Raw genomic sequence first — 26,573 nt, 5'->3', positions numbered from 1 at the left:
TCACTGCTTGGCAGGCGCTCGTCGCAACGAAAAATATTTTGCCCCGGCGGGGGAGATATATACGGGCTGCTTGACATCTCCTTGCAAACCACGGCAAAGTAGCTTTGCCAGAGCTGGGTATCACGCGCGGCGGCAGCAGCCGTATGTGCGCGGGCCAGTTGGCGGAGGCCGACCCTAAGGCCTCTCTTAGACACGACTACTACGCCGAACCTGCTTCGGGTTCCGGTGTGTCGATAAAAAGGGCTGTCGGCAGCGTTGCTGCTGGGCGTTTTTCCTTTTTATTCGCGAAGGTTTACCCTTCTTTACTCCCAATCATTGCGGCGCATTGGCGCCTGTTTTCCGCAAACACGCGAGTGCCGTTTTTGCGGCTTATGCCGTTTTGCGTGTTCAACCGGGTGTTTTTGTAATGCCCAGTAAAAAGAAGGTATTCCCATGGCAGACATCAAGCTTGTTCGCCCCTCCGCCGGTCAGACTGCCGTTATCCCCAGCGCGCCCGATGCCCGCATGGTTCTTGATTTTTCTGCTGACCAGGTCAGCATTGAACGCCCGCAAGGCTCCGACAGCCTTTTTTTCCGTTTCGACGATGGCGCAGCCATTGAATTGCAGAATTTTTACACCCAGTACAACAAGGACGACATCCCCTCATTTGAGGTTGACGGTCAGCTCATTGCGGGTGCGGATTTTTTCAGCGCCTTCGGGCCTGACCTTGCCCCTGCCGCCGGGCCTTCAGCTTCGCCCACCCGCAGCGGCAGATACAGCGATTTTGCCAACGCAGGACTTGAAGACGGCGTAAACCACCTTGACGGTCTTGATTACCGCCTTGGTTTTGGCGGCGATACCCAGCCGAATATCAATCCCTACGCTTCGCCCTTTCTCGCCAATGCCGCGCCCACGTTGTCCACTGGCGGCGCAGCCATTGCCATTGGCCTCACGGAATCCGCGTGGGACGGCAAAAGCGCCAGCGCCGCGCCTGTGGTCAGCCAGAGCGGTTCATTTTCTGTGGCCGACCCGGATGGCGACAGCCTGACCACCACTGTGAGCATGGGCGGCAAGGTTGTAGCGGTCAGCACCGCTGGCCCCACCACGGTTGCGAGCGACTATGGTACGCTTGTGATCACGCCCAAGGGCGGCGGCAGCAATGTCACCTTTGAATATACCTACACCCTCAAGCAGGATCCTTACAGCCCCACGGATAGCCTTGCCGAAGGCGAAAAGCAGGCCGACAACATCGTCTTCTCCATCAATGACGGCAAGGGCCATACCGTGACCCAACCCATCAACGTGGTAATTACCGGCAGCAACGATGCGCCGGATATCACAGGGGTGCAGAACGGCACGGTCAAGGACGATGGTGTGTGGGCCAAGGGCGAGCCCAGTGACGACAACAAGACAGACAAGGCGCTTAACAGCGATGAACTGAATCCCATCACAGCCAGCGGCACGGACGAGGGGCAACAGCGTCTTTCCGTCAGCGGAACCATCACGGCTGTGGATCCGGATCATGACGCACAACTGACCTTTGGTTTTGTGGATGTGAGCGGCGCGGCAATTGCGAAAGGCTCCGTGCTGGGCAACCTGCCCGATGCGGCCAATACCCCTATTGAAGTCACAGGCGTGACACAGTCGGGCACTCTCCTCACCATCACTACGGACTGCGGCACCCTGACCCTGACCACCAGCGGCCCCGGAGCCGGGCAGTACACCTTTAAGCTGGATTCCGACGCCGACAAGACCAACCAACTGGCCGAGGGCAAGGAGGCCACACTGACCCTGCGGCCCACGGTAACGGACAACCACGGCGTAACGGACGGCAGCGCCGACATCCGCACTGGCGGTTCGATAGGCAACCTTGAGCTGACCATCAAGGGCAGCAATGACCTGCCCTCGGTGACGGACAACCAGTGGCGAGCTTCAACGCCGGGCATCATCACCGAAGATGTTAAAAATTCCGAAGGCGAATACAAAATCACCGGAACCATCATGGGCAAGGATGTGGACGCTGGCGAAGCCGCCACTCTGGCCTTCGGCTTTGCCCATGAGAGCAAGATGGAGAGTACGCTCTATGTGGTTCCCAACGGAACGGATACTGAGGGCAAGCTGCAGTACAGCCTGTCCACCGCGCCTCCGGCGGATGGCAACTACTACGGTACGCTGACCATCACCGGGGGGAAAGCTGCGGATGACGGCCAAAGCTCCTCGGCCACCTATTCCTTTGAATTGAACAACAGTGCCGATTGCGTTCAGGCTCTGGACAATGGGAGCAGCAATACAAGCGGTACTACCAACTGGACGTCCCTTGTGGTTGCGGTTCCAGTGGTGGTGCGGGATTCCGTGGGCGGTTATGTGGAGCAGGATATCCACCTGACCATCAAGGGTGCCAACGACCTGCCCACGTTCACCAGCGGGAATGCCGCGCACAGTGTGAAGGAAAACGGCGTGTACCTCAATGGTGAGCGCACCAATACGCTGATTAACGCTGAAAACACGACCCTCACAACGGATCATGTGCTCACCGCCACAGGCAGTGTTGCCGCCAACGATGTGGACGGCCACGGCGCAAGCGATACCCTGACCTACAGCCTGCAACTTGGTACTACGCAGGGCGCCGCCACCATTTTTGTAACGGCCCAATATACGAAAAATGCTGATGGCACGAGCTCATGGAAGGCAGGCTATACCACAGCTGAACCAGCCTCCACCGATAATAGCTATCTCGGCAAGCTGACCATGGGCACGGACGGCTCCTACAAATTTGAACTGGTCAATACCACCAATGACAACAGCGCCGCCAACAGAATGGGCGAAGGCGCCACGCTTGACCTCACCTTCACGCCCGCCGTGCATGACGGCACAGGCTATAATGTTCAGGGCAGCTCTGTGCCGACCATCACGATTACCGTCAATGGCAGCAATGAAGCGCCCACCATCAAGTCCGCCGCCGCATGGGGCACATCGGGCGATACTCTTGTGGAAACGGGCTTCAATGTTGCGGGCACGGCAAACATTATCGGATCCTTCAAGGCTGGGGACGTGGATGCCGGCGACAAGTTGACCTACTCCCTGGCCCTTGGCGGCACCGAGAGTGCCAATTTTGACGGTGCAAAGCTTTACCGCGTGCTGTATCTCGTCAAGGACGGCGAGGGTGGCATCAAGCTTACTACAGCAGCTGGCAATGATGGCGATGCGAACTATTATGGCAAGGTCAGCATTAACCAGAGTGGCAAGTATACTGTGGACTTGTTCAACAATTCCGAAGCGGTGCAGGAACTCAAGGGCGATGGCTCCACAGACAAGACGTTTTCATTCACCATGGCGGCCCAGGATAACCACGGTGCGTATGTAACACAAACCGTTGAAGGAAAAATCAAGGGCAGCAACGATGCGCCCCATAGCATCACCATTACCTCTGCCTACGTTAAGGATGATGGTGTGTGGGCCGATGGGACATCCTCTACCAAGCTTGTGGCCGGGGAAAATAGAGATGTGGATCCGGAAACGGGTGCGCCCGATTTCACAACGCAGCCTGCCGCTGGCGTCTACAGGGCAACAGCCACAGGCACTGTGACAGCCGAGGATCACGAAGGTGATACGCTTACGTTCAAGTTGTGGGACGGCAGCACCGAAAAGGCATCAATCACCAGTGACTACGGTACGCTCTCGCTCGATCCGACCACTGGCAAATACACCTTCACCCTTGCTAAGAGCAGCGACAAGGTCAACGCCCTGGGCGAAGGAACCACTCACCCGGACACGTTTACCGTGCGCGTTTACGACGGCAAGGGTGGCTATGCTGACAGCACCATTACCATCAACATTGTGGGAACCAACGACGCGCCCAAGGTTGACACGGTAAAGTGGACCGGCAGCAGCAACGGCATCATTACCGAATCCGGCTCTGTGCCCGCGTCCATCAAGGGCCAGGTCACGGGTAAGGATGTGGATACCGGGGAAGAGGCCCATCTCAAGTTCGGCCTTGTGACCGAGGTGACCGATAGCGCCCCCGTTGCGCAAACCCTGTACGTCAAGGCTGACGGCGAGCTGACCACCGAAGCCCCCACAGGCGGGCACAACGGTTACTACGGCCAGCTTACTATTGACGCCTCAAACGGCAAATACACCTTTACGCTGTATAATGACTCCAAGAGTGTGCAGGGCCTGGACGGCAACTATGACAAAACTATCAGCATTCCCGTGGTGGTCATTGACCCCAAGGGCGCGTATGGCCACAGCACAATCAATGTGACCATCAAGGGCGAAAACGATGCCACCACTCTCAATACCAAGTGGCTCACGCCTGACAAGGCCGCCATTGAGGAAGGTGTGCAGCCCGCCACCAAGGATCGCACGGAAGATTCCCAGTACAAGAACGAGCAGCCCCGCGCATCGGCCAAGGGCTACATTGGCGCCACTGACGTTGACACAACGGACCAGGCCGAGCTGGAAAAATCCGGCTCTGACGCCAAACTGCATTACTCCATTACTACTACCAGTGGCAACGTTATTGACATCAACAACCATCTTGCCCTGACTGATGGCTCGTCCGGCACGGGCTGGGAAGTGGCCACGGTTCACGGTGTAAAGCACCTGTACGTCACAACGGAGTACGGAAGGCTGGACATCACCGCCTTTGACTTCAAGGCCCTTACGGTAGACGAACAGGCCAAATTCTCTGCTGGCCCCATGCCTGCCTTCAGCTATACCTTCTCGGCCACTGATACCCTCGATGCCGTGCAGGAACTGCAATACAACGGCAAGCTTTCGGACGGCTTCACCATTACGGTGACGGGAACCAAAGACACAAAACCGCCCACCTTTGATGTGCAGTTGACCATCAACGGCACCAACGACAGGCCTGAGATTGTCATTCACGAGTCGCAGACGCATATCAAGGATAATGAAACAACCTTAACCTTGACAGGCAAGCTTACCGCCGAAGATGTGGACGACAAAAGCGGTTTCACCTACTCGCTGGTGGAAGACGGCAGTCATACTAAAGAAAACCTTTCCAGCGACAATGTGATCATGAAGGGCGACCACGGCTGGATAGAGCTGAACGGCAAAACCGGTGAATATACCTATCACCTCACCGATACCGACAAGATGGCCAAGCTGAACAGCGGCGAAAAGAGCTACGACACCTTCTATGTGCGCGTCATGGATGCTCATGGGGCCTATTCCGAAATCAAGGAACTGAAGGTTACCATTGACGGAACCAACCACGAGGGTTCGCTGAATGCGTCTTCCGCCACGGCCAGCGGTGCGGAAGCGGGCGTTACCACCGAGGCGGATTACAGCGCCAATGCCAACCTGCATTTTACCAGCGAAGGTGACCGCTATCTTGGCGCCAATGAGGAAAAGCTTCCCGAAGCTATTGGGCATACGCTGAAAGTTGATGACAAGGACAATACCAACTACGGCAACTTCCGCTTTAATGATGCGGACAACGACAACAAGGTGACCGTAACTATCACCAAAAATGGCGTAACAACCACAGAAGAATGCAGCATCAGCAATGGCACCATTACAACAAGCTATGGCAGCCTGACCCTGAACAACAGCACCGGCGTGTATTCCTTTACCGTTAATGAAGACACCATGAACCCGCTGACACCCAAGGACAACGTGAGCATCCGCGTTTCCGTCAGTGCCGATTCCGCGACCACGGTAAACAACGCGGACGGAACTAACACCGGTGCTAACCTTGGTGCAAACGCAACCGTTACCGACAACCTGATCGTCAATATCCGCGGAACCAATGACGCACCTGTGGTGCAAATTGACGCGGGCAAACTTACCGGCGGCTTCACCACGTTGCACAGCGGCACGGCTGCCGTTGATTTTCTGGTGGCTGACAGCGCCTTGGTAAAAGAGTTTATTCATGACTATGTGCCCGGCAAGGGCTTGTCGTGGTTGGCCAATCTTTTTGCGGGCGGGCTTGATCGCCTGGGATTGCTTGATGATTTTCTTAAGTCTTCCACTGAGGCGCAAGCGGCGGTCAGCGACTTTCTCACCGGCAAATTTGGCAATCAGGTGCTTGTTGACAGCGATGAAACCGCCAGTTGGAACAGCAAGGGGGGCCATCTGGAGGTAAGGGGCGACCTTAATCAGAAGGCCATAGTCACCGATGTGGACAATGGGCACAAGCTGACCTTCTTTGTCGTGGAAGACACGACCAAGGACGGCATTGTTAACGGCCCTGTAGTGCAACAGTTTGACGGCAAGTACGGTACGCTTGTTATTCAGCCTGACGGCTCGTACCAGTATATTCTTGACCGCAACGGCAGATATGCCGAAGCGTTCAAGGGAGATGCCCTCGGCTCCGGCACGGAAAAGTTCACCATCTATGTGCGGGATGAATACAATGCCGTGGCTGAAAAACCCATTGAACTGGTCATCAACGTCAACGGCCCCGGCCTTGGCGGTGGTGGTGGCACTGCCACGATAGTGGATCTTGACAATGCTGGCGACAAGAAGGACGTGTACGAAGACGGTGTGGGCGGCCTGATGAAGATCACAGGCTCAGTGGCTGCCGACGAAAGTAATACGAAGTACGACAACGGCATGTATCTGGTAAAGGATGACGGCGGCAAGAGCAGCGTCATCAGTAACGACTACGGAACCATAACCCTGCTGCCTGATGGCACATATACCTACACCCTGAATAACGATCATCCTGCCGTGCAGGGCCTGGGTAAGGATGAAAAGCTTCCGCAGTATTTCAAGGTTATCAATGGCGCTGGCGAAGAGCGGCTCATTACCATTATCATTCATGGTACTAATGATGTGCCCTACCTGACCAGCAAAGATCCTGAGCTTTCCATGCACCAGGGTGAAACCGGGGGATGGGATAAGGCCGAAGTGGAGGGCAGCTTTACCGCCACCGACCGTGACGTGATTGACCGTGACAGCTTGAGCCTGGTGGATAAGGACGGCAACACGCTGTCGGGAGCGGGAACCAATGCCACCCCCTATATCGTTCACGGGGAACATGGGGAATACCACATATGGAAAGAAACCACTCAAGATGGGCAGACAAAGTTTTCCTATACCTACACGCTCAACAACACGGCCACCAACTACGACGGTGCAGCCAGTGACAAGGTGACGTTCCTGATTGCGGACGGCCACGGCGGCACTGTGGAAAAAAGCCTGACGGTTGACCTCAGCGCGGAAAATGCAAAACCCACGCTCACTAACGCTGCGGCCACACATGAGGTGGTGGAAGACAGCAACGACGGTGTGCCTCTGGTTTCCGCCACTGTGCCCGCTACGGATGGCGACGCCGCGCACCTGGGCGGCTCCAGTGCCCTCAGCTACGCGATTGAAGGCGACAGTGGCACGGGTATGTACCAGGGCAAGTACGGTACGCTCTTCCTCACGGCTGACGGCACATACACCTACAAGCTCAATAACAACGACCCACGGGTGCAGGCGCTGGGTGCAGGCGAAAAGCTGACGGATGAGCAGTTCACCATCAAGGTGAGCGATAACGGCAGGGGGAACGATACCCCCAAGTCGAGTGACTTCACTGTGAATATCACGGTCAGCGGAACCAACGATGCCCCCAGCATCACCCTGCATGAGGCTGACGGCACGGGCGCGGCTGGCTCCGGCGCGGCGCTCTACATAACGGAAGGCGATATGGCCTCGGTGAGCGGCCAGGCCAGAGTCTACGATGTAGATACGTATGACACGCACACCTATGCAATTAAGAGCAGCGAGGAGGACGGGGACACTGTTTACGCCAAAAAGAACTCCGACGGCGCATGGAAGCAATGCAAGGCGAGCGAGCACGGTACAGCAATCGGCACGTTCGAGATTGGTACGGACGGCAAGTATACCTTTACCCTGAGCAAGGATGCCGATGCCCTGGCCCATGGCGATAAGGTGGTGCTGAACGCCATAGTCACAGTAACAGACAACTCCGGAGTTACAACCTCGAACTCTGCCACAGCAAAGGTGCAGGTTACGGTTACAGGAACCAATACGGCTCCTGTTATTGAGAAATTTACGGACATAATCCTTGAGGACGTGGCAGCCACAGCTGGCAGCCCCTATACAGCCCCCACGCTCACCGGCTCCATCTATGCGACCGATGCCGATGCCCTTGAGGGTGAAAAATTGAGTTACTTCATCAAGTCCGGCAACAACAACGTCACACAGCTTTCCAACACCTATGGCACGTTGAAGCTTGATGCCACCACCGGGGAGTATACCTTTACACTGAATAACGATGGTGTGAAATTGCTTCGGTCGCTTGGGCAAGACAAAAGTCTGGACAGCATCACCGCCGCCGACTTTGCGTTCACCCTGGTAGCCAAGGATAAGTACGGCGCAGAAGGCGAAAAGACACTGCACATTGACTTGGCGGGCGTCAACGACGCGCCTGTGGCGACAAGTGGAACTTTTGGCACAGCCAACGGCCAGTTGCACGCCATAGATCCGGATACTGGCGACACAATAGATTCTTATGCCTTGCAGAAAGATGCTGCCTATGGGCATGTTGTTGTATCTGACGACGGTCATTACAATTATGACCTCAACATCCACTCCGAGCAGGAGCTGGATGCTCTGCAACATCATCTGAGCGGCAGTGGGGATACGTGGGCTACCAGCTTTACGGATTCCTTTATGTTTACCGCCACGGACAACCACAAGCTTACATCTGCTCCTGGCACGGCAAGCCTTGCCTTTGATGTTACCGTTAAAGAAGAAGACGGCGGCCACCATGTAGATATTACCACTGGCGGCGAAACCAGCCACCTGCTGTTTGGCAGCAACAGCGCGGATTACCTTGATGCGAGTAGCGAGACGCAGAATCACATTCTCTACGGCGGCGGGGGCGATGACATCCTTCAAGGCGGCAGCGGCGACGATATCCTCTATGGCGGCACAGGGCACAATGAACTGTACGGTGAAGGCGGCAACGATACCCTCTATGCCGGCAATGATGGCGACCACCTTTACGGCGGAGCTGGCAACGACCACCTTTACGGCGGAGCTGGCAACGACCACCTTTATGGCGGTGACGGCAACGACTTTCTGGACGGCGGCGCGGGGAATAATGTTCTCTACGGCGGCGCAGGCAACAATGTGCTGGTCTTCCATCAGGGCGATACCATTGATGGCGGCACCGCCACGGGCCTGAACGTACTCATCAACCACAGCACCGAGAATCTGGATTCACTGTTGGCCGATCCCAGCCAGGTAAAGAATGTGAGTGTTTCCATTCAGGATGGCGCGCAGACTGGTGACGGCACTGACAGCCTGACGGATATGAACGCGCTTATCAATGCGGGCATCAAGATGGGTACGGATTCCATATCCCTGGACAGCTCGCAGTGGACGAAGGGCGACGACGGCAAGACTTTTACCAACACCTCGCACGACCTTGTCATCACCACCACGGCTGATATACAGGTGACTGATCATGCAGCCGACAAGCAGGAATTTATTTTGAAAAATTCGTAACCAGGGGCTGCGTGCCGTTATGCGGCGCGCAGTGCCATCATAAAAAACCGCCCGCACCTTCTTGCGAAAGTGCGGGCGGTTTTGTGCTTTTGGCCAGCGCGCAATGCGCGTCGATATGTTGTGGGTTGTGTGCTACAGCCCCAGGTCGCGCAGCAGATTGTCCACGGCCATGTTGCCCATGGTTTCCGTGGCTCCTGCGGTGGAAGAAGAGCAGTGCGAACCCATCACAAGGTTGTCCAGCTCATACCAGGCCGGATCAGCCGGGGGCTCCTGTTCAAATACGTCAAGGCCCGCGCCGTAGATGCTGCCCTCTTTCAGAGCCACCAGCAGGGCGGCTTCGTCGATAAGCCCGCCGCGCGCGGTGTTGATCAGCACGGCTGTCTTTTTCATGCTTGCAAGGCGCTGGGCGTTGATGAGGTTGCGGGTTTCGTCCGTCAGCACCGTGTGCAGGGTGATGAAGTCGGCCTCGCGGCAAATGCGGTCAACATCCGCGCGTTCCACGCCTTCCTTGGCGGCCCAGGCATCGTCCCACACAACGTCGTGGCCCAGAATCTTCATGCCAAAGCCCTGTGCGCGTTTGACCACGCAGCGGCCAATGGCCCCAAGGCCGATAATACCGATAGTTTTGCCGTACAGGTCAATGCTGGTGATCTTGCCCCAGTCTTTCTGGCGGCAGCGGCGGTCAATAAGTCCTGCCTTGCGCGCCACCATGAGCATGAGGGTCAGGGCGTAGTCGGCCACGGCATTGCTGTTGGCCCCCACGGTGCGCGAAACCGCGATGCCGCGCTCCTTGCAGGCCGCAAGGTCGATGTTGTCCAGCCCAACGCCGTATTTGGCAATGGCCTTGAGGGCAGGGGCAGCAGCCAGCACAGGGGCGTCCATGGGGTCAACGCCAAGAATAACGCCAGCGCAGTCGACCAGCTTTTCCTTCATCTGCTCGGCGGAGAGAATGCCGCCCGTGTCGTTGCGTATCACTTCCAGCCCGGCCTGGGCCAGACGGTCAAACAGCTCGGGATTGGTTTTGCCGAAAGAACGGGGTGTTACAAGAATTTTCACAAAAACTCCTTGTGCGGATATGGGCAGAATCTGGGCCGGGAACCGGCGCATACAGCCTTACTACTCTGCGGGTATTTGTCAACGAGTGCGGATAAACGAAAAAATGTCGGAAAGGCGGCAGCGGAATGCGCAAAATGGCCGCTTGCAGCCGGGCCGCAGGCTGATCCTGATTCCTGGTTTGTCCTCGTAACGCGCAACAGCCGCCGGGCAAAACCCGGCGGCTGTTCCTCTTCGTACGGCAAAGCGTATTAAGCCTGCACGTCCAGCTTCCCGCCAATGCCCTCGGCGGCAAGCCCTTGGCTGCGCATGTTCTGCTCCATTTCCGCGCCCTTATCAATAGTTCCGTTGATAAGTGCGGCAGACATGTTGGCCTGAATGTTCAAGGCGCTTCTGGCCAGGCTTACGCTCATGCCCATCTTTACATCGTCCATGGCTTGCTCCTTGGCCGCTTGTGCGAACCTGTGCATCCATCTGATCGGCCAAAGCGCAAAAAACTGTAGGGCAAAATACAAAGGCAAAACCAGCCGCGGCTGGCTTCAGGCCATGTCCGTACAACTTGGGGTCAGTCCTGCCCCTGCTCTTCGCCTTCAAGTTCCTTGAGTTTTTTCCATACCGTCACGCGGCTGATGCCAAGAGCGTCAGCCAGGGCTTTTTTGTTACCGCCGTGCTCCTCGAGCGAGGCCTCCAGAATGAAGCGTTCCATCTCTGCCATGGTGCCGCGCGGCACTTGCAAAACATCATCCAGAGGATGGCATGGGCCAGCCATACCCTGTCGCAGGCAGTGTCGCCGCATGATGTCTGTAATCAGCGCGTCAAAGTCCTGTTGCTCGTCATAGAGGGTAAACACGCGCTCCAGAATATGTTCCAGTTCGCGCACATTGCCCGGCCAGCCGTGCGCTGACAGTGCGGAAAGCGTTGCATCGTCAAACTTGAGGCGGCTGCGCCCGGCCACGTGTTGATGGTTCTTTTTGATAAAATGGGCAATGAGCGTGGGAATGTCTTCCTTGCGCTTGCGCAGCGGCGGTATTTGCAGCGGCAAGATGTTGAGCCTGAAAAACAGATCGCGCCGAAAGGAACCTTCCTGCGCCATGGCGTAGAGGTCGCGGTTTGAAGCCGCAATGATGCGGACGTCAATGTTGATTACGCGGTCGCCGCCAATGCGGAAGATTTCTTTTTCCTGCAAGGTGCGCAGCAGGCGCACCTGAGTCGCGAGGCTCATCTCGCTGATTTCATCCAGAAACAGCGTTCCCCGGTGGGCCAGCTCAAACATGCCCGGTTTGCCGCCCTTGCGCGCGCCGGTAAAGGCCCCTTCTTCATAGCCGAAAAGTTCGCTCTCCAGCAGATGCTCGGGCAGGGCCGCGCAGTTCAGGGCCACAAATGGGCCTTTTTTGCGCTCGCTGAAATTGTGGATGCTCTGGGCAAAAAGTTCCTTGCCGGAGCCTGTTTCTCCTTCAATGAGAATGGATGCGCTGCTGCGGGCATAGCGCTTGGCTTCGGCCACAACCGGGCCAAGGGTGTTTTTTGAACCGATAATGTCCGAAAAATTGTATTTTGCCACCAAGCCCTTGCTGGCAAGCTGTACGCGGGCCTCAGCTTCGATTTTCTGGATTTTGGAAAGTTCCTGAAAAACAATGATGGTGCCCTGGTCATGCTCGCGCACGCGGATAGGCACGCGGTTGACCACCAGGGTCTTGCCCTTGAGGGGCAATACCTTGTCCACTGTGTATTCACCGTTGCCGAGCATCTGCTTGAGTTCCGGCGGCGTTGACGGGGCATCAATGTTCATGCCCACGAGCTTCTTGCCGTGCAGGTCAAGCATCTGCTTTGCCGGGCGGTTGCAGATGGCAATGGTTTTGTCTCGATTAACGGAAACGATGCCGCTGAGGGAATAGTTGATAATATTGTTCAGACGGCGGGAGCGGGTACGCTCCTTGATGTGCTGGTCAACAATGTTGCGGGCGGAAAGCACCGCCTGATGCACGCTGTCCTTGCTGGAACGTATGAGATAGTAGGGCAGGCCGTACTGAGCCGCCTTTTCAATGACGCATCCGCCAAATCCGACAATGGCAACATCGTTCAGTGTGGGAAGACGGGAAATAATGCTGTTGAAGTCCTGCTCGTTGCGGTAGATAACCTGGCGAAAATTCTTAAGCCGCGCAAAGGCCGCCAGGGATTCAATATCAACGCTGAGATTGCTGTCGTAGGTGATGCAGAGCAGGTTCTGGTGACGTTCTGAGGCTTCGCGGAGGGGGGTGACGATGTCGTTTGCTGTAATCTGGATGGGCACCACAGGTGTTTTGACCATCTGCTGGATGGCGATGGCCGTTCCCGCCTGACTGATGATGACATCGTAACGGTTTTCCACCTCAAGCGCGTGGAGGTGCCCGCTGTTGTAAATGCCGCCATCAAACACATCAACCTCAACGCCGAACTGGCCCGCGGAGTGGCGCACAAGCTGGGCCATTTCATCATAAATGGAGACGCAAAGAATACGCGGTTTGAAACTGGCTGGCAGCATGGGAGCCTCGTCATCTGATGGATTCGCACATGGCGTATGCGCCGGGCGGTGTTAAAAACATAAACCTCGCTGTATGCAAAGTAAACATGAACAGTATAAAATATTGAATGAATACAGCAGGTATTGACAAAACGCAGGCCAAAACCTGTATTGCGTCAGTGCCGCTTTGCCATTTCATGCAAGCAACGCAAGCCATGAGGGTCTTGCACCATGTATGCCGCAATTATCCCGTATATTCTGTTCAACGACGCAGTCACGGCAAGGACTTTATAATAAATCCATGCCGCGACTGCGTAATAAATCCGATTTGCGTACCCAACACGCCGGAAGCGCGCTATTTTATGAGCCCGAGCATCTTCCAATAGGGTATGCTGATAAGGAAGGCCACTATACATATGGCGGTATAGGCAGCCGAGAGTTTGATCATGGCTCCGTGCCGCGCCATTTTGCCCTGTGTGCCGAAATGGGCGCAAAGGTAAATGGAGTTCATGTAGCTCAGGTACCAGATATCGCTGCCGGCAAAAGTGACCATGCAGGCGATCCAGGGGTTCATGCCGTGGGCAATCATGATGGGCGGAAGAATCAGCACAAAGATTGCCGAGGCGGATGTGAGCGACACTATAACCAGTTTGACGAGCGAGGCCACAACGACCAGTGTCACAATGAACAGGGCGGGTTCGGAAATCACGTTGGCAAGAAGGGGCTGCAGCTCCGTACCAAGCCAGCGGTCAACCTTGAGCGACTGGATAACCGAGGCCATGTTCAGGATGCTGCCCACGAAAACAACGGACGACCAGTCGATGCCCGTTTTGAAATCGCTCTTGTCCATAACCTTGAGCAGCATGAGCACGCACATGGCCATGAGGGAAACTTCACCGGCAGATATCTTGTGCAGCGATTCGGTCATCCACATAAGCAGGGTGACGATAAGCACGCCCATGCACAATTTTTCATTCCGCGTCATGGGCCCGAGCTTTTCAAGCTGGGCGGTGCTGTAGCCTGCGGGCAGGCTGACCTTTTCCTTGGGCTTGTAGCAGGTCACGATGAAAAGACCCATGCCGAGGAAAACGCACACGCCATAGGGCAACGACCACAAAAGCCACTGCAGCCACGTAACGCCGCGATAAGCCTCGGGCAGCATGCCCACCAGCACATAATGGCTGAACGAGCCGCTCATGAACATGTGGCCCATGAGGATAAAGCCCACATAGCATGCGCCAAACAGGCCGTTTGCCGCGTTGGACTTGCGTTCAATGCCAAGTTCATCGCTGATGCCCATGGCAATGGGCGAAGAAAGCGTGGCCTTGGCGTTCATGCTGGGAATGAGCGGCCCGATCACCGTGCCCGAACCAATCAGCCCCCATACCTGTCCGGCAAAGCTGGCAGGGAACAGCTTGAGCACCCAGAGCGAGATACGCTTTAACAGGCCCGTTTTACCAGCCACTGCGCCCAAGGCGAATGCGCCGACCATGATCCACCAGCCGGAGGTGGAAAACGTGGCAAACGCTGTTTTAAAGGGCACGCACTTGAAGGCCGACCACAAGATACACATCATCAAACCGGTGACAAATTCGGGCACGATCTCGGTAATCCACCAGCCCACAGCCCACACGGTGATGCCAAGAGCAATCATGGTCTTTTCATTCAGGCCTTCCGGCGGCGCTTGCAGGGCGACCCAGATGCCAAGAATGATGGAAAGAACAGACCCGGCAAGGCGAATGTTTTTGACCAGATTCCCTTTGTTTTCAGCAGCGATTTCAGCCATGACACTCCCTTTGTGTAAAAAATGGAACGGCCTCGGGGCATAAAAATGGACGAAAAATTGTAAGCCCTGAGCAGGCCGGAAAAGCAAAGGAGGCGCTATTCACCCAACCTGAAAATGTACTTTACTTCATATGTTAAGTGTCACATCAGATACAAACACAATAACGCCCTTGCTATCCTCTATTGTGCGGCATACCGAACACAGACAACCAGTCGCTCTCAACGCGTTTGAGATATCCACGGCGCTCTTTCATGAGCGCTACTATTGATACCGCTTTGAGCAATTTTTATGCCATAGTTGTCTTGTAAAATTATTGTTTATTTTCAGTTAATTGCCATGCAGCGTGCGCACATGTGCTTTTTTTGCGCTAAGTAAATTAACACGCAAGTTAAATATTGTATTGTTAGAAATGCACCACCTGCCAGAAGCCGCTGATCATCGGGCAGGGACAAGGCGCAGTATGCGCCCTGCCCCTGAGGGTCTGCTTGAATGACAGGGATTGGGGCAAGCAGAGTGACACGGGTAGCACCTGGCTATTCGTGGAAGGTATGGAAACCTTCTTCCTTGCGCAGTACGCGCAAAATTCCGTAAGCCAGCGCTTCCAGCTCGTTTTCTCCCGGCAGCACCATGACTTCGCCGAGGAACTGTATCCGGGGCACCACACGTTCAATGATGTATGAGGAGTTGGCCAATGCGCCGGTAAGCACCACAACATCCACCTGGCCGTTGATGACCGCCGCCAGCGAGGCAATGTGCTTGGCTACCTGATAGGTCATGCCGTCGTACACAAGGCGGGCTTTTTCATCGCCTTCGGCAATGCGGCGTTCAACCTCAAGGGCGTTGTTGGTGCCAAGATAGGCCATCAGTCCGCCCTGACCGCGCGTGCGCCGCGTGGCTGAATGGCGGTCAAACTTGCCCGAAAAGCACAGGTCGATGAGCTGCCTGTTGGGCAGGCCGCCGGAACGCTCGGGCGAGTAGGGGCCTTCCTCATCGGTGATGACGTCAATCATGCGGCCCTGATGAATGACCGTGGCGCTGATGCCCGCACCCATGTGGCTGACAATGATGTTCTTGTCCGCCAGCTTCCAGCCCTTGCTCGCGGCGGCCTTGATGGCCATGGCGCGCATGTTGAGGGCATGGCACGAGGCCTTGCGGCGAATTTCCGGCAGGCCGGAGAGCTTGGCGATGTCTTCCATCTGATCCATCACCACGGCGTCATAGATGTAGGAGGGGATGTTCAGCGGCTTGGCGATTTCGTGCGCCAGCAGCGCCCCGAGGTTGGAGGCGTGGTCGTCAATGGGCCGGTGCCGCAGAAAGTCCAGCATGCCTTCGTCAACAAGATACGCGCCTTGCAGCAGTGGGGGCAGTTTGCCGCCGCGCCCGGCCACGGCGGAGAGCTGGTGCAGGTCAAACTGCTCTTCCTGCAGCGCCTTCAGTATGGCATCCAGGCGGATGGGGAACTGGGCAACGTTGCTTTCAAAGCCGCGCAGGGATTCTGCCGGATGATCCACCTTTTTCTGGAACAAAAGCTCGTGGTTCTTGTAAACGGCAATCCGCGTGGAGGTGGAACCGGGATTGATGGAAAGAACGGTATAGTTGGTTTCCGCCATGTCGTATCCTTATGGGACAATGTGAAATGCTCTTGCTGCCATGGGCTGCCGCGTCTGATGCGCTGAGCTGCATGCAGCGCGGCAGCCTGAAACCTTGCGAGCAGGTGGCTACCCCGCGGCAGAGGCCGCAAGAACCATGGTTCTGAACTTGTCTTCAGCGCTTGCCGCGCGGGAATTGAGCACCACTGGCACCCTGCCGCCCACCACTATGCCTGCGGTCAGCGCGTTGGCTGTATGGCGCAGGCACTTGATAAGCACATTGGCGGTGACAATATTGGGGCACACCAGCAGGTCGGCATCACCGGCAACGGGGCTTTCGTAGCCCTTGGTGGCGGCTGATTCCGCGCATACCGCCAGATCATAGGATATGGGGCCTTCAATCAGGCAGCCGGTGATCTGGCCTTTTTTGTTCATTTCTTTCAGCGCGGCGGCGTCAACGCTTTCAGGCATTTTTTCATTAACTGTTTCCGCAGAGGACAGCACCGCAACCTTGGGGTTATCAATACCCATGCGCGCAAGGGCATCCACCGCGTTCTGGATAATGTCGCGCTTCTGTTCAAGCGAAGGCGCAATGTTGATGGCGGCATCGCACAGGGCCAGAAGCTTGGGGTAGGTGGCAACCTGTACAATATTCATGTGCGAGATCAGCCGCCCGGTGCGGAAGCCGGTTTCTTCCTTGAACAGGCCCTTGAGAAGAATTCCGGTCTGGATCAGGCCTTTGAGAATAAAGTTGGCCCGGCCTTCCTTGACCGCCATGCCAGCTCCGGTGGCCGATTCCTGCGGCGTGGCGGTTTCAACAATGGGATAGGCATCGCCCGGCAGGCCTATGGCTTTGAGTTTGGCTGCGATATCTTCCCGCTTGCCAAACAGCAGCGGCTCCACAAGGCCAACTTCAACAGCGTGCCGCACAGCTTCAAGCACATGTTCGTCTGCGGCTTCCACCACAGCCACCTTGCACTTGTGGGCCTTTTGCATCACTGCTGCTTCAAGCTCGTCAAAGCTTTTGTATACCATGATAGACTCCGGCCTGTTATTTTTCCAGAACTTCAATGGCAAAGTCGGGGCAGACCATCATGCACGTGCGGCAGCCTATGCAGGCCTGCGCACTGACCGGAGTCATAAAGAGATAGCCAGCCGCATTGTATTCCGTGCCGAAGTCGTAAACGGACTTGGGGCAGAGTTCCTTGCAGTAGCCGCAGCCCTTGCAGAGCACGGCGTCCACGCAAACTTCAAAAGTTTTCTTTTCCTCGCTCATCAGTTTCCCCCCCGGGCGGCTTCGGCAGCAGCAGCGCCTCGCCTGATCACTTCCATGTTAATCTTGGCCACTTCGGGTTTGCCCTTGCGCTCGGCGATGCTCAGCAGCGTGTCCAGAGGCAGTGCCCCTGTAAGCGCCATGGCCGCTCCAAGACCGGCAAGGTTGGCCGATTTGGGCGCGCCCAGTTCATGGGCGATCTCGGTCATGGGGATGCCGATCCAGTTGCTCATCTGGCGGGGTTTCATGAGCGAGGTGTCGTACACTACGGGGGCTACGGCATTGTCGTAGCGGGTGCCCACAACTTCGTTCAGCGCAATGATCAGATTGGGTTTGACGACCTGCTGGAAAAGAATTTCCGCATCGTCCATCAGCACTTCGGCGCTGATAAAGCCGCCGCGCTGCGAGATGCCGTACGACTGGGACTGCACTACGTTGCGGCCACCCAGAATTGCGGCTTCGGCAAGGAAGGACGCGCAAAACACAAGGCCCTGCCCGCCGGTGCCAGCCATGATAAATTCATACTGGGCCATGCTACTTTCCTCCCTTGGCGGCCGTGATCACCGCGCGCTCGGCCTCGTAGCGAGTGTTGAAATCATGAACGTCCTTGTCGGCGATGACGCCGGTGACAAAGTAGCCAAGATCCGCGGCATTCTCGATGGAATCAAACTTGGCCTGGGAAACGGCCTTTTCCTTGAGATTGCGCAGCATATCCACAGGCTGCTTCATCTTGTTGCGGGGGCCGAACAGGGTGGAGCAGGGGCTCATGGCCTCGATAAGCGAAAAACCCTTTTTCTGAATACCGGCAACGATGCGGTTTTTGAGGCGCATGCCGCTGGTGACGGATTCGCGGGCAACAAAGTTGGCCCCTGCCGCGCGCACCAGATCGCACACGTCAAAGCCGCGTTCGGGGTTGCCGCCAACAGACGTGCTGGTGATGGCCCCGTTGGGCGTGGTTGCCGAGTACTGGCCGCCGGTCATGCCGTAGTTCAGGTTGTTCACAATGATGGCAGTGAGGTCCATATTGCGGCGGGCCGTATGGATAAGATGGTTGCCGCCAATGGTGGTGCCGTCGCCGTCGCCCATGAGGACGATGACGTGGAGATTGGGGTTGGCCGCCTTGGCGCCGGTGGCGAAGGTGAGGGCGCGCCCGTGCGTGGTATGCAGGGCATTGGCGGAAATATAATCATCGGCCTTGCCCCAGCAGCCAATGCCGGTGACGACAAGAACGTCTTCCTTTTTGAAATTCAGCTCGTCCATGGCGCACAAAAGCGCGTTCAGGACAATGCCGTTGCCGCAGCCCGCACACCACATGAGCGGCAGTGCCTCTTTGTTAAGAAGCGAGCGTGAAATAGCCTGTGCCATTGTATTTCTCCTTTACTTCAAGGCGGCTGCGATCTGGGCCGGGGTCATGATGCTGCCGTTGTAGCTGTTAACCCCAACAACCAGCGAAGGATCCGGCACATACTTTTTCACTTCTCCAGCCAGCTGGCCGGAATAGTTCATTTCAGCAACAACAATGCGCTTGGCCTTGCGTGCGGCTTCCCGCACTTCCACATCGGCAAAGGGCCACAGAGTCTGCAGCTGGAGAACGCCAACCTTGCCGCCGCTGGCATTGGCCTCTTGCGCCACGCTGCGGGCTGCGCGGGTGACCACGCCGGAAGTAATGATCAGGGTTTCGCAGTCTTCTTTACCGAAGTAGCGCGTCATGACGATTTCATCACGGCCCTTGGCAATCTTGGTGTGCAGCTGGGCGACCCTGCGTCCGGCATTTTCGGGCGTATTGCAGCTAAAGCCGTTTTCGCCATGCATGGAGCTGGTGACATGGAAAACATAGTCGCTGCCATATCTGGCCAGAGGGGCAACCGCGCCTTCGTCAAAGCAGAAGGGCATGTAGTCTGCGGGGGCGCAGGTGGGCTGGCTGCGGTCAACCACCTCCACCTCACCCTGGTCAGGAATGACAACGTTTTCACGCATGTGCCCGCAGACTTCTTCCGGAGCCATGATGACCGGCACGCGGTATTTCTCGGACAGGTTGAAGGCCTTGACCGTCAGGTCAAAGCATTCCTGCACCGAAGCCGGGGTCAGCGCGATGATTTCCTGGTCGCCATGCCGTCCCCAGCGCAGTTGCATGATGTCGGACTGGGCCGGTTTGGTGGCAAGTCCTGTGGATGGGCCGGAACGTTGCACGTTCACCACCACCACAGGTACTTCGCCCATGGTCGCCATGCCGAGGTTTTCCTGCATAAGCGAAAAACCGGGGCCGCTGGTGGCGGTGAACGACTTCACGCCAGCCAGTGATGCGCCCACAATGGCGCCCATGCTCGCCAGTTCGTCTTCCATCTGCATGAAAATCCCCCCGAGCTTGGGGAGCTCGCGCGAGGCGATTTCAGCAATTTCGGACGAAGGGGTGATGGGATACCCGGCGTAAAACCGCGCTCCTGCGTAGAATGCGCCTTGGGCGATGGCGGCGTTACCCTGGATGAGCTTGCTTTGTTTTTTCATTGCCTTTCTAAACCTCGTTTCCGTTGTGGTGCCACCAGTAATTATTCTGCCATTGCTCAAATTGATGTGTACTGCTTTGTGCAAAACAACTTCATTTGTCGAATTTCACGGCATTAATTGCAGTTTGAGTGGCTGTAGTTTTCTTTTTTATATGAAAAATACAAGCGCTTGAGAGCGTATTTATCTGCCATTATCCAAGAGTTGCAGTCTGTAATTTAGCAAATATTGTGCCAAATAATTAATTACTGCACTGCGCTGAAATTACTTCTCTTTTTTCCAGAGGCTGGATTGTTTTGTTAACGATGTGTTCGGCAGTGTTGCGAAAGTTAACGTTGTGTGGGGCTGACCCCTTATTCCCGCGCAAAAGATTAAACCGCAGGGAGTTACAAGTATTTCGCGACTGATCAGATCCTGTTTCCCCTGCGGGCATGCTCGTTGTGCAGATGGCTCAATCAAAACAGCAAGCATGCTCGCAAGGGATGCCGCGTAGGGGACGCGGCATGGCCCTGTTACAGGCCATATGCCTTGGCAAGCAGTTCGGCAGTGTGCAGCACGCGAATGTTTGCGCCGCGGTGGCTCAAACCGTCGATGAGCTGCATCTTGCAGGCGGAACAGCCAGTGGCGACAACATCTGCCCCTGTGGACAGAATGTCGCTGGTTTTATCCGCCAGAATCTGCTGGGACAGGTCATAGTGGGTGGCGCTGAACGTGCCCGCGCAACCGCAGCAGACATCGGGGCGGCTCATCTCCACAAAGCGCAGGCCGGGTATGGCGCGGATGAGACTGCGGGGCTGCTTGGAGACGCCCATGCCGCGCACAAGGTGGCAGGCATCGTGATAGGTCGCCTTGAGAGGGACGTTCTGCACATAGGGCGCGGGGCCAAGCCTGGTGAGGAAGTCGGAAAAGTCGAAGACCTTGTCCTTGAATCCCTCCCACGCAGAAAGCGCGTCGCTGTTTTGCAGCACCTCGCCGTATTCCTTGCTGAGGGCCGAGCCGCAGGTGGCGCAGCCGGTGATGACGGCGTCAAAGCTGCCGCGCGAAAGGATGCGCGCGTTGTTTTCAGCCAGCAGGGCCGCGCCGTCAAAATCGCCGGATGAAAACAGCGGTGTGCCGCAGCACTGGAGGTTGTCCAGCAGGTGAACTTCCACGCCGTTGGCCACCAGCACGTCTATGAGGGCTTTGCCCGCATTGACGTAGACATAGTTGAGCATGCAGCCGGGGAAAAAGGCCACCCGCGCACGGGCGGAGCCCTTGGGGCTGCTGACGGCAGGCATGACCTTGCGCAGCGGCTTGTCGGCCAGGGCCGGGACAACGCGGCGCAGGTTCAGCCCTGCGGCGGGGATGGGAATGCGTGAAACCTTGCCCGCGCCGTTTTCAGTATTTTTGAAGAGTATGGACTGAAAAGGTTTGGCGTGGCTCAAGGCCATATCAAACAGCCGACCCTTGGTGACAGCTTTGAATGCTATGGTCTTTGCGGCTGGCAGCTGGCCTTCTTCCGCCATCTTGCGGCGCAAGGCCATGATCAGGTCGGTGGTGTTGACGCCGGAAGGGCAGATGGCCTTGCAGCGCATGCACAGGGTGCAGCGGGCGGCCAGTTCCATAAGTTCCTTGGTGGGCTTTACCGTGCCGTCTGCCAGAGAACGCAGCAGAAAAAGCTTGCCGCGCGAAGAATTGGATTCTTCGTATGTCTTGCCGTAAACTGGGCAGATGGTGAGGCACTGCCCGCAACGGGTGCATTTGAGGGCGGCTGCTTTCAATTCGTCCAGGGACTTGCTCATGCCTGGCCTCCGAAGATGCAGCCAGGATTCAGGATATTGTTGGGATCAAGGGCCTTTTTGATGGCCCGCATGGCCCCGACCTGAGCTTCGCCCAGCTGCTTGGTGATGTAGGGCGCTTTTTCGCGGCCCACGCCGTGTTCCGCAGAAACTGTCCCGCCCATCTTGATGATTTCGTAATGGAATTCGGAACGGGCCTTGGCGGCTGTTTTCTTTTCTTCATCAGAGTTGAAGAAGAAGTGAGGATGAATGTTGCCGTCGCCCGCATGGCCCTGACAGCTCACCTTGATGCCGTGCTTTTTGCCCACTTCAAAGAGCATGTGCACGGCCTGGGCGAGCTTGTTGATGGGCACAGCCGGGTCGCCGCCCAAGCGTCCCTTTGCCACGCGGGCAAGGGCGGGCAGGCCGGAACGGCGGGCAACCCAAAGCTGCTCGGCCTCTTCCGCAGTTTCTGCCACGTGAAAATCGACCATGCCCAGCTGCTCGCACACCCGGCGGATGACCTCCACCTGCGGTTTGAGGGTGGAAACATCGCCGTCCACTTCGATGAGCAGCATTGCGCCCGCATCCACGGGCAGGCCCGCATGGGTGTAGTCTTCAACAGCGCGGATCAGGGTCTGTTCCTGAAATTCCATGATGGAGGGCACAACGCCGCTGGTCATGATTGCAGAAACAGCCTTGGCGGCGTTTTCAATGTTGTTGAAGGCAACGCGCATGGCGCGTTTTGCCTGCGGCAGGGGAATGAGCTTGAGGGTGATTTCTGTTATGACGCCAAGAGTGCCCTCGGAACCCGTGAACAGCTGGGTGAGGTTGTAGCCGGTCACGTCCTTGATGCATTTGCCGCCAGCGCGGATAATCTCGCCCGAAGCCAGCACTACCTGCATGCCCGTAACGTAGCTCTTGGTGGTGCCGTACTTGACGCACTGCAGGCCGCCTGCATCGGTCGCCACGTTGCCGCCGATGGAAGAAAAAGTGAAGCTGGCGGGATCCGGCGGATACATGAGGCTGTGCGCGGCGGCGGCTTTTTTGATGTCAGCGGTGATTGCGCCGGGGCCAACAACAGCCATCAGGATTTCCGGCTCCACAGTGATGGAATTCATGCGTTGCAGCGAAATGATGATGGAATAGTCGCTTTCTGTAATGGCGTTGACGCTGAGGCCGCTTCCCTGCGAACGGGTGACCACGCTGATTTTGTGTTCATTGCAGAAGCCGACGATCTTGGAAACTTCTTCGGCGGTGATGGGCAGTGCAACCAGAATGGGCAGAAAGGCCGATGGGGCCGCCCCGCCCGCGTTGTAGGTGTAGCAAACGAGGTCTTCCTGCTTGGTGAGCATGTTTTTTTCACCGATAAATGCAGCGATATGTGTGCGAATATCCTCTTTTGTCAGCATTTTTTCTCCTCGCTAACCGCATTGGCGCGGTGTGCAAAATTTTTTGTCCTTCCAAACGCCTGCCGATGGTATGTGCGTCCAGCAAGACAGCGACAACATATTCAATAAAATCGCGGACACTCCGCGCGAAATTTATCCTTTTTGACGTAACCTGAGCCGTCATTTGCCTGGAGCTTGGGGCACTTGTTACGAATTGTTCATAATTAAGCAGCAATCATGCCACATAATATATGGTTATGTTTTTTAGATAGTTATGTATATTTTTCTAAAATACGGAGGCTTGAAATCCCCACTAGCTGTTTATATTGCGTACGTGATGGTTGCAAAAATTAACAGCGGGAATGGAAACGAGTAATGGCTCGAGGCGTTGCGCATGGCTTTGTTTGCCAGTATGGCGGTCTGTGGCGGGATTGTTCCTGTGCGTGGCAGTTGGCACCCAATCTGGGGGATGGCGGCGGCACGTCTGCCAGCCGTTCGCCTGCCATCTGCCAACTTGCCGGATTCGGGCAGGCAAAATAGCCGGAATAAACGCTGAAAACTGTTTTATGGATTTAAGCTGCGGCTGCGCCCTTGCTTATGCCAGGAGCGTGCTTACTGAATAACAACGGGGCAGTATGTTTTTCTGACCGTGCGGTGTGCGGGATATCCTCTGAATGCAGCGCTTTTGGGAAAGAATTTAAGGTCGTTTCAGGTGTGGCGCGCCTGCTTGCGTTAAAAGTTTTAACGAAGGGCGTGATTTATTGTGTATTTTCTGTAGCGGCGCTGGCTGCCCATTGCGGCAGCGGGCAACTCCATGTAGGCTGATAAGAATTACCGGGACGCCCGCAGCCGGCCTGAGCCGCCCACGGGTTCAAGCGTAACCGAATATTTCCGCAGGATTTTGCCATGAACAAAAAGCAGGACATCACCACGATCGGCATGCCCCTCATAGACAGCGTTGTTGAACGCCTTTGCCGGGAAGATTCGCTCAGCACCGTGTGGCACCGCTCGGGGCAGGGCGCGCCCATGCCATCTTTGCCGGTGCTTTCCGAAATACTGGAGCGTCTACGCGCCGCTATCTTTCCAGGCTATTTTGGCGCGGCCACTGTGCGGCGCGAATCCATGCGCTATCACCTTGCCGCCAACCTGGACAGCATACACCGCCTGTTGGGCGAGCAGATCGTGCGCGGCTTCTGCTTCAGTTGCGAGGGGCTGGGCATCCCCTGCACCTCGTGCGAAACAGAGGGCCAGCAGGCCGCTCTGGCATTTATGGACAGCTTGCCGGAAATACGCCGTCTGCTCGCTGGCGATGCCAAGGCCGCCTATGAGGGCGACCCTGCGGCCACCAGCCCAGGCGAAACCATTTTCTGCTATCCTTCGCTGCGGGCCATGTTTCACCACCGCATTGCCCACGAGCTCTACAAGCTCAAGGTGCCGGTCATTCCGCGCATCATCTCTGAAATGGCCCACGGCACAACGGGTATCGACATCCACCCCGGCGCGGCCATTGGCGAGGAATTTTTCATCGACCACGGCACAGGCGTGGTTATTGGTGAAACCTGCATCATCGGGCGTAATTGCCGCCTGTATCAGGGCGTGACCCTGGGCGCGCTTTCCTTTCCCAAAAATGCGGATGGAACCCTCACCAAGGGCAACCCCCGGCATCCCATACTGTGCGACAACGTCACTGTTTACGCCGGGGCCACGATTCTTGGCCGCGTGACAGTGGGCAAGGGGGCCGTTATCGGCGGCAATGTGTGGATTACACAGGATGTGCAGGCTGGCGCACGCATCACGCAGGAGAAACCCCGTGACTAAAGGCCGCAGGTTGTTGCGCCCCACGGTGCTGCTCCTGCTAAGCGTGGCCTTGTGCGCCGCCTTGGTAAGCCTTGGAGGCTGCGGCCTCAATGTGCAACCCAAGGGTCAGGTGGTGACAGACGTCAGCGTGGGGCACTAACGCGGCTTGTGGCCCTGCCTCAAATTGACAAGCCCTGTCGTTCTTGCGCGCCCAGAGGTGTGCAGGAACGGCAGGGTCTGTTGTTTGCATTTGAAACCGTGGTCAATGTTGCTGGCATACAGGCAGCGATTGCCGTTTTTGCGGGCACCATGCCGTGCAGGGCGCGCCAGTGCAGGAATTTTCAGGTTCAGGTGGGCTGACGCTATGGACATGACGCCCCTTGCATGACATACTCCCGCCTTCATAAATTCTGGCCTTTCGCGGCGTATGTTCCTTGGCGTGTTTTTCTTTTGAGATGTTTGCCTGTCAGCAAGGCCTCCAAGCTGTCTTCAGGGGCTACTCCCTGTAGGACAACGATTGGGGCAACAGGCAGACATCGTGCTTTGCAGGCATTTCATGGCGCGGATTTTTGCAACAATTCGTGCAGGGCAGGCAGTTGCTCAAACGCCAGGCTTCCGCCCAGGAAGGGGAGTTCGCATGGAATTTTTTACTGAAGTTGTGGGCACGAGCATCAAAATTTATGCGCTCATGACGCCCCCCGCCGTGCTGAGCGCTTTTATCAGCGGCACCAAGGGCTTTGATAAAAAACAGAAATCCATGGTGGCCGCCAAAACCTCTGCGGCCATCTTTCTTATCGGCGTAACGCTGTTCCTGTTTGGCCCACACCTGTTTTCGCTTTTCGGCTTCACGCTTGATGCCTTCCGTATCGGCGCGGGCGTGTTGCTTTTTCTTACGGCAGTCTCCCTCATGAACGATGATGGCAAGGATGCGCTTTCCGGCAAGGAGGGCGACATCAGCGTTGTGCCGCTGGCCATACCGCTTGGCATGGGGCCTGCCTCCATCGGCGCGGTGATGGTCATGGGCGCGTCCGCCACAGAGATGCATCAGGTGCTGGTGGGCGTGTTTTCACTGCTTGCCGCTGCCTTTGGCATGTTTGTGCTGCTGCGTATGGCCGATGGCGTGGTACGCGCCCTGCACCGCACGGGCATTGCCGTGCTGTCCAAGCTGACAGGGCTTTTGCTGGCAGCCATAGCGGCGCAGGTGATTTTTACCGGTATACGGGCCTTTCTGGGGTAGAGTATTTGTCCCGCTGCACGGCTGGCGGGCCAACAATACGAACAGACGGCGAAAATTACGGATTTCGCCGTATTTTCTATAAGATGAACAGAATTTGGCGGTAGAGGGGTAGGACGCCCCGGCTGTGGTTCAGGTTCGATCTTGGCACAGGCAAGGGGCGAGGCCCGGAAGCGGCGGCGCTGCAAAGGGCAAACCAAAGAGATTAACGGCATGGGGG

General features: G+C 56.5%; 17 protein-coding genes. 5 read left to right on the top strand and 12 right to left on the bottom strand.

What is annotated here, in order from left to right:
• Positions 1 to 432 precede the first annotated feature (432 nt).
• Positions 433 to 9,471 carry a VCBS domain-containing protein gene (locus tag QZ383_RS10585; protein WP_291445303.1) on the top strand — a complete coding sequence of 3,013 codons (9,039 nt, stop codon included), beginning with the start codon at positions 433 to 435 and terminating at the stop codon, positions 9,469 to 9,471.
• A 132-nt stretch (positions 9,472 to 9,603) separates the two neighbouring features.
• Here the strand turns inward: QZ383_RS10585 and QZ383_RS10580 are convergent, their stop codons facing one another.
• The 12 genes from QZ383_RS10580 to QZ383_RS10525 form a co-directional block, all read right to left on the bottom strand.
• Positions 9,604 to 10,527, bottom strand: a complete 924-nt coding sequence (locus tag QZ383_RS10580; protein ID WP_291445300.1) for a phosphoglycerate dehydrogenase — start codon at positions 10,525 to 10,527, stop codon at positions 9,604 to 9,606.
• A 248-nt stretch (positions 10,528 to 10,775) separates the two neighbouring features.
• Positions 10,776 to 10,958, bottom strand: a complete 183-nt coding sequence (locus tag QZ383_RS10575) for a hypothetical protein (RefSeq protein ID WP_291445298.1) — start codon at positions 10,956 to 10,958, stop codon at positions 10,776 to 10,778.
• A 131-nt stretch (positions 10,959 to 11,089) separates the two neighbouring features.
• Positions 11,090 to 13,045, bottom strand: a complete 1,956-nt coding sequence (locus QZ383_RS10570; protein ID WP_291445296.1) for a sigma 54-interacting transcriptional regulator — start codon at positions 13,043 to 13,045, stop codon at positions 11,090 to 11,092.
• Positions 13,046 to 13,379: 334 nt separating this feature from the next.
• Entirely contained in the window at positions 13,380 to 14,810 is a 1,431-nt protein-coding gene (locus QZ383_RS10565; protein WP_291445294.1) for an SLC13 family permease, read from the bottom strand.
• Positions 14,811 to 15,343: 533 nt separating this feature from the next.
• Complete coding sequence (gene buk / locus QZ383_RS10560) at positions 15,344 to 16,420, bottom strand: butyrate kinase (protein ID WP_291445293.1); 1,077 nt, start codon at positions 16,418 to 16,420, stop codon at positions 15,344 to 15,346.
• A gap of 108 nt (positions 16,421 to 16,528) precedes the next feature.
• A complete protein-coding gene (locus tag QZ383_RS10555; protein WP_291445291.1) occupies positions 16,529 to 17,434 on the bottom strand; it encodes a bifunctional enoyl-CoA hydratase/phosphate acetyltransferase in 906 nt (301 codons plus the stop codon).
• 16 nt (positions 17,435 to 17,450) lie between these two features.
• Complete coding sequence (locus tag QZ383_RS10550) at positions 17,451 to 17,675, bottom strand: 4Fe-4S dicluster domain-containing protein (protein ID WP_291445290.1); 225 nt, start codon at positions 17,673 to 17,675, stop codon at positions 17,451 to 17,453.
• Positions 17,675 to 18,205 carry a 2-oxoacid:acceptor oxidoreductase family protein gene (locus QZ383_RS10545; protein WP_291445288.1) on the bottom strand — a complete coding sequence of 177 codons (531 nt, stop codon included), beginning with the start codon at positions 18,203 to 18,205 and terminating at the stop codon, positions 17,675 to 17,677. Before QZ383_RS10545 ends, QZ383_RS10550 begins: the two co-directional genes overlap by 1 nt.
• 1 nt (position 18,206) lies before the next feature.
• A complete protein-coding gene (locus QZ383_RS10540) occupies positions 18,207 to 19,037 on the bottom strand; it encodes a thiamine pyrophosphate-dependent enzyme (protein ID WP_291445287.1) in 831 nt (276 codons plus the stop codon).
• Positions 19,038 to 19,049: 12 nt separating this feature from the next.
• The gene (locus QZ383_RS10535) at positions 19,050 to 20,177 is read right to left on the bottom strand and encodes a 2-oxoacid:acceptor oxidoreductase subunit alpha (protein ID WP_291445285.1); all 1,128 of its coding nucleotides are present in this window, start codon (positions 20,175 to 20,177) and stop codon (positions 19,050 to 19,052) included.
• Positions 20,178 to 20,686: 509 nt separating this feature from the next.
• Entirely contained in the window at positions 20,687 to 21,955 is a 1,269-nt protein-coding gene (locus QZ383_RS10530; protein ID WP_291445284.1) for a (Fe-S)-binding protein, read from the bottom strand.
• The gene (locus QZ383_RS10525; RefSeq protein ID WP_291445283.1) at positions 21,952 to 23,343 is read right to left on the bottom strand and encodes an FAD-linked oxidase C-terminal domain-containing protein; all 1,392 of its coding nucleotides are present in this window, start codon (positions 23,341 to 23,343) and stop codon (positions 21,952 to 21,954) included. The genes QZ383_RS10530 and QZ383_RS10525 overlap by 4 nt, the downstream gene beginning before the upstream one ends.
• A gap of 354 nt (positions 23,344 to 23,697) precedes the next feature.
• On the opposite strand from QZ383_RS10525, the gene QZ383_RS10520 reads away from it, so the two are divergent.
• The 4 genes from QZ383_RS10520 to QZ383_RS10505 all read left to right on the top strand — a co-directional run bounded on the left by QZ383_RS10520 (position 23,698) and on the right by QZ383_RS10505 (position 26,356).
• Positions 23,698 to 23,862: a hypothetical protein gene (locus tag QZ383_RS10520; protein WP_291445281.1), complete on the top strand. Its 165-nt coding sequence runs from the start codon at positions 23,698 to 23,700 to the stop codon at positions 23,860 to 23,862.
• A 366-nt stretch (positions 23,863 to 24,228) separates the two neighbouring features.
• A complete protein-coding gene (epsC, locus tag QZ383_RS10515; protein WP_291445279.1) occupies positions 24,229 to 25,140 on the top strand; it encodes a serine O-acetyltransferase EpsC in 912 nt (303 codons plus the stop codon).
• Positions 25,133 to 25,279, top strand: a complete 147-nt coding sequence (locus tag QZ383_RS10510; protein ID WP_291445278.1) for a hypothetical protein — start codon at positions 25,133 to 25,135, stop codon at positions 25,277 to 25,279. The genes epsC and QZ383_RS10510 overlap by 8 nt, the downstream gene beginning before the upstream one ends.
• A gap of 477 nt (positions 25,280 to 25,756) precedes the next feature.
• Positions 25,757 to 26,356 carry a MarC family protein gene (locus QZ383_RS10505; RefSeq protein WP_240825209.1) on the top strand — a complete coding sequence of 200 codons (600 nt, stop codon included), beginning with the start codon at positions 25,757 to 25,759 and terminating at the stop codon, positions 26,354 to 26,356.
• Positions 26,357 to 26,573: the final 217 nt, after the last annotated feature.

Source organism: Desulfovibrio sp., assembly GCF_019422935.1.
Classification (GTDB): Bacteria; Desulfobacterota; Desulfovibrionia; order Desulfovibrionales; family Desulfovibrionaceae; genus Desulfovibrio.
Note: the sequence above shows the minus strand (reverse complement) of the source record. Positions and strands in the feature narration are given on the sequence as shown.

Excerpts from the sequence above, each read along its gene's own strand:
- QZ383_RS10525 (WP_291445283.1), bottom strand. The coding sequence starts at position 23,343 with ATGCTGACAAAAGAGGATATTCGCACACATATCGCTGCATTTATCGGT.
- QZ383_RS10555 (WP_291445291.1), bottom strand. The coding sequence starts at position 17,434 with ATGGTATACAAAAGCTTTGACGAGCTTGAAGCAGCAGTGATGCAAAAG.
- QZ383_RS10545 (WP_291445288.1), bottom strand. The coding sequence starts at position 18,205 with ATGGCCCAGTATGAATTTATCATGGCTGGCACCGGCGGGCAGGGCCTT.
- QZ383_RS10505 (WP_240825209.1), top strand. The coding sequence starts at position 25,757 with ATGGAATTTTTTACTGAAGTTGTGGGCACGAGCATCAAAATTTATGCG.
- QZ383_RS10550 (WP_291445290.1), bottom strand. The coding sequence starts at position 17,675 with ATGAGCGAGGAAAAGAAAACTTTTGAAGTTTGCGTGGACGCCGTGCTC.
- epsC (WP_291445279.1), top strand. The coding sequence starts at position 24,229 with ATGAACAAAAAGCAGGACATCACCACGATCGGCATGCCCCTCATAGAC.
- QZ383_RS10585 (WP_291445303.1), top strand. The coding sequence starts at position 433 with ATGGCAGACATCAAGCTTGTTCGCCCCTCCGCCGGTCAGACTGCCGTT.
- QZ383_RS10520 (WP_291445281.1), top strand. The coding sequence starts at position 23,698 with ATGGCTCGAGGCGTTGCGCATGGCTTTGTTTGCCAGTATGGCGGTCTG.
- buk (WP_291445293.1), bottom strand. The coding sequence starts at position 16,420 with ATGGCGGAAACCAACTATACCGTTCTTTCCATCAATCCCGGTTCCACC.
- QZ383_RS10565 (WP_291445294.1), bottom strand. The coding sequence starts at position 14,810 with ATGGCTGAAATCGCTGCTGAAAACAAAGGGAATCTGGTCAAAAACATT.
- QZ383_RS10535 (WP_291445285.1), bottom strand. The coding sequence starts at position 20,177 with ATGAAAAAACAAAGCAAGCTCATCCAGGGTAACGCCGCCATCGCCCAA.
- QZ383_RS10575 (WP_291445298.1), bottom strand. The coding sequence starts at position 10,958 with ATGGACGATGTAAAGATGGGCATGAGCGTAAGCCTGGCCAGAAGCGCC.
- QZ383_RS10570 (WP_291445296.1), bottom strand. The coding sequence starts at position 13,045 with ATGCTGCCAGCCAGTTTCAAACCGCGTATTCTTTGCGTCTCCATTTAT.
- QZ383_RS10540 (WP_291445287.1), bottom strand. The coding sequence starts at position 19,037 with ATGGCACAGGCTATTTCACGCTCGCTTCTTAACAAAGAGGCACTGCCG.
- QZ383_RS10530 (WP_291445284.1), bottom strand. The coding sequence starts at position 21,955 with ATGAGCAAGTCCCTGGACGAATTGAAAGCAGCCGCCCTCAAATGCACC.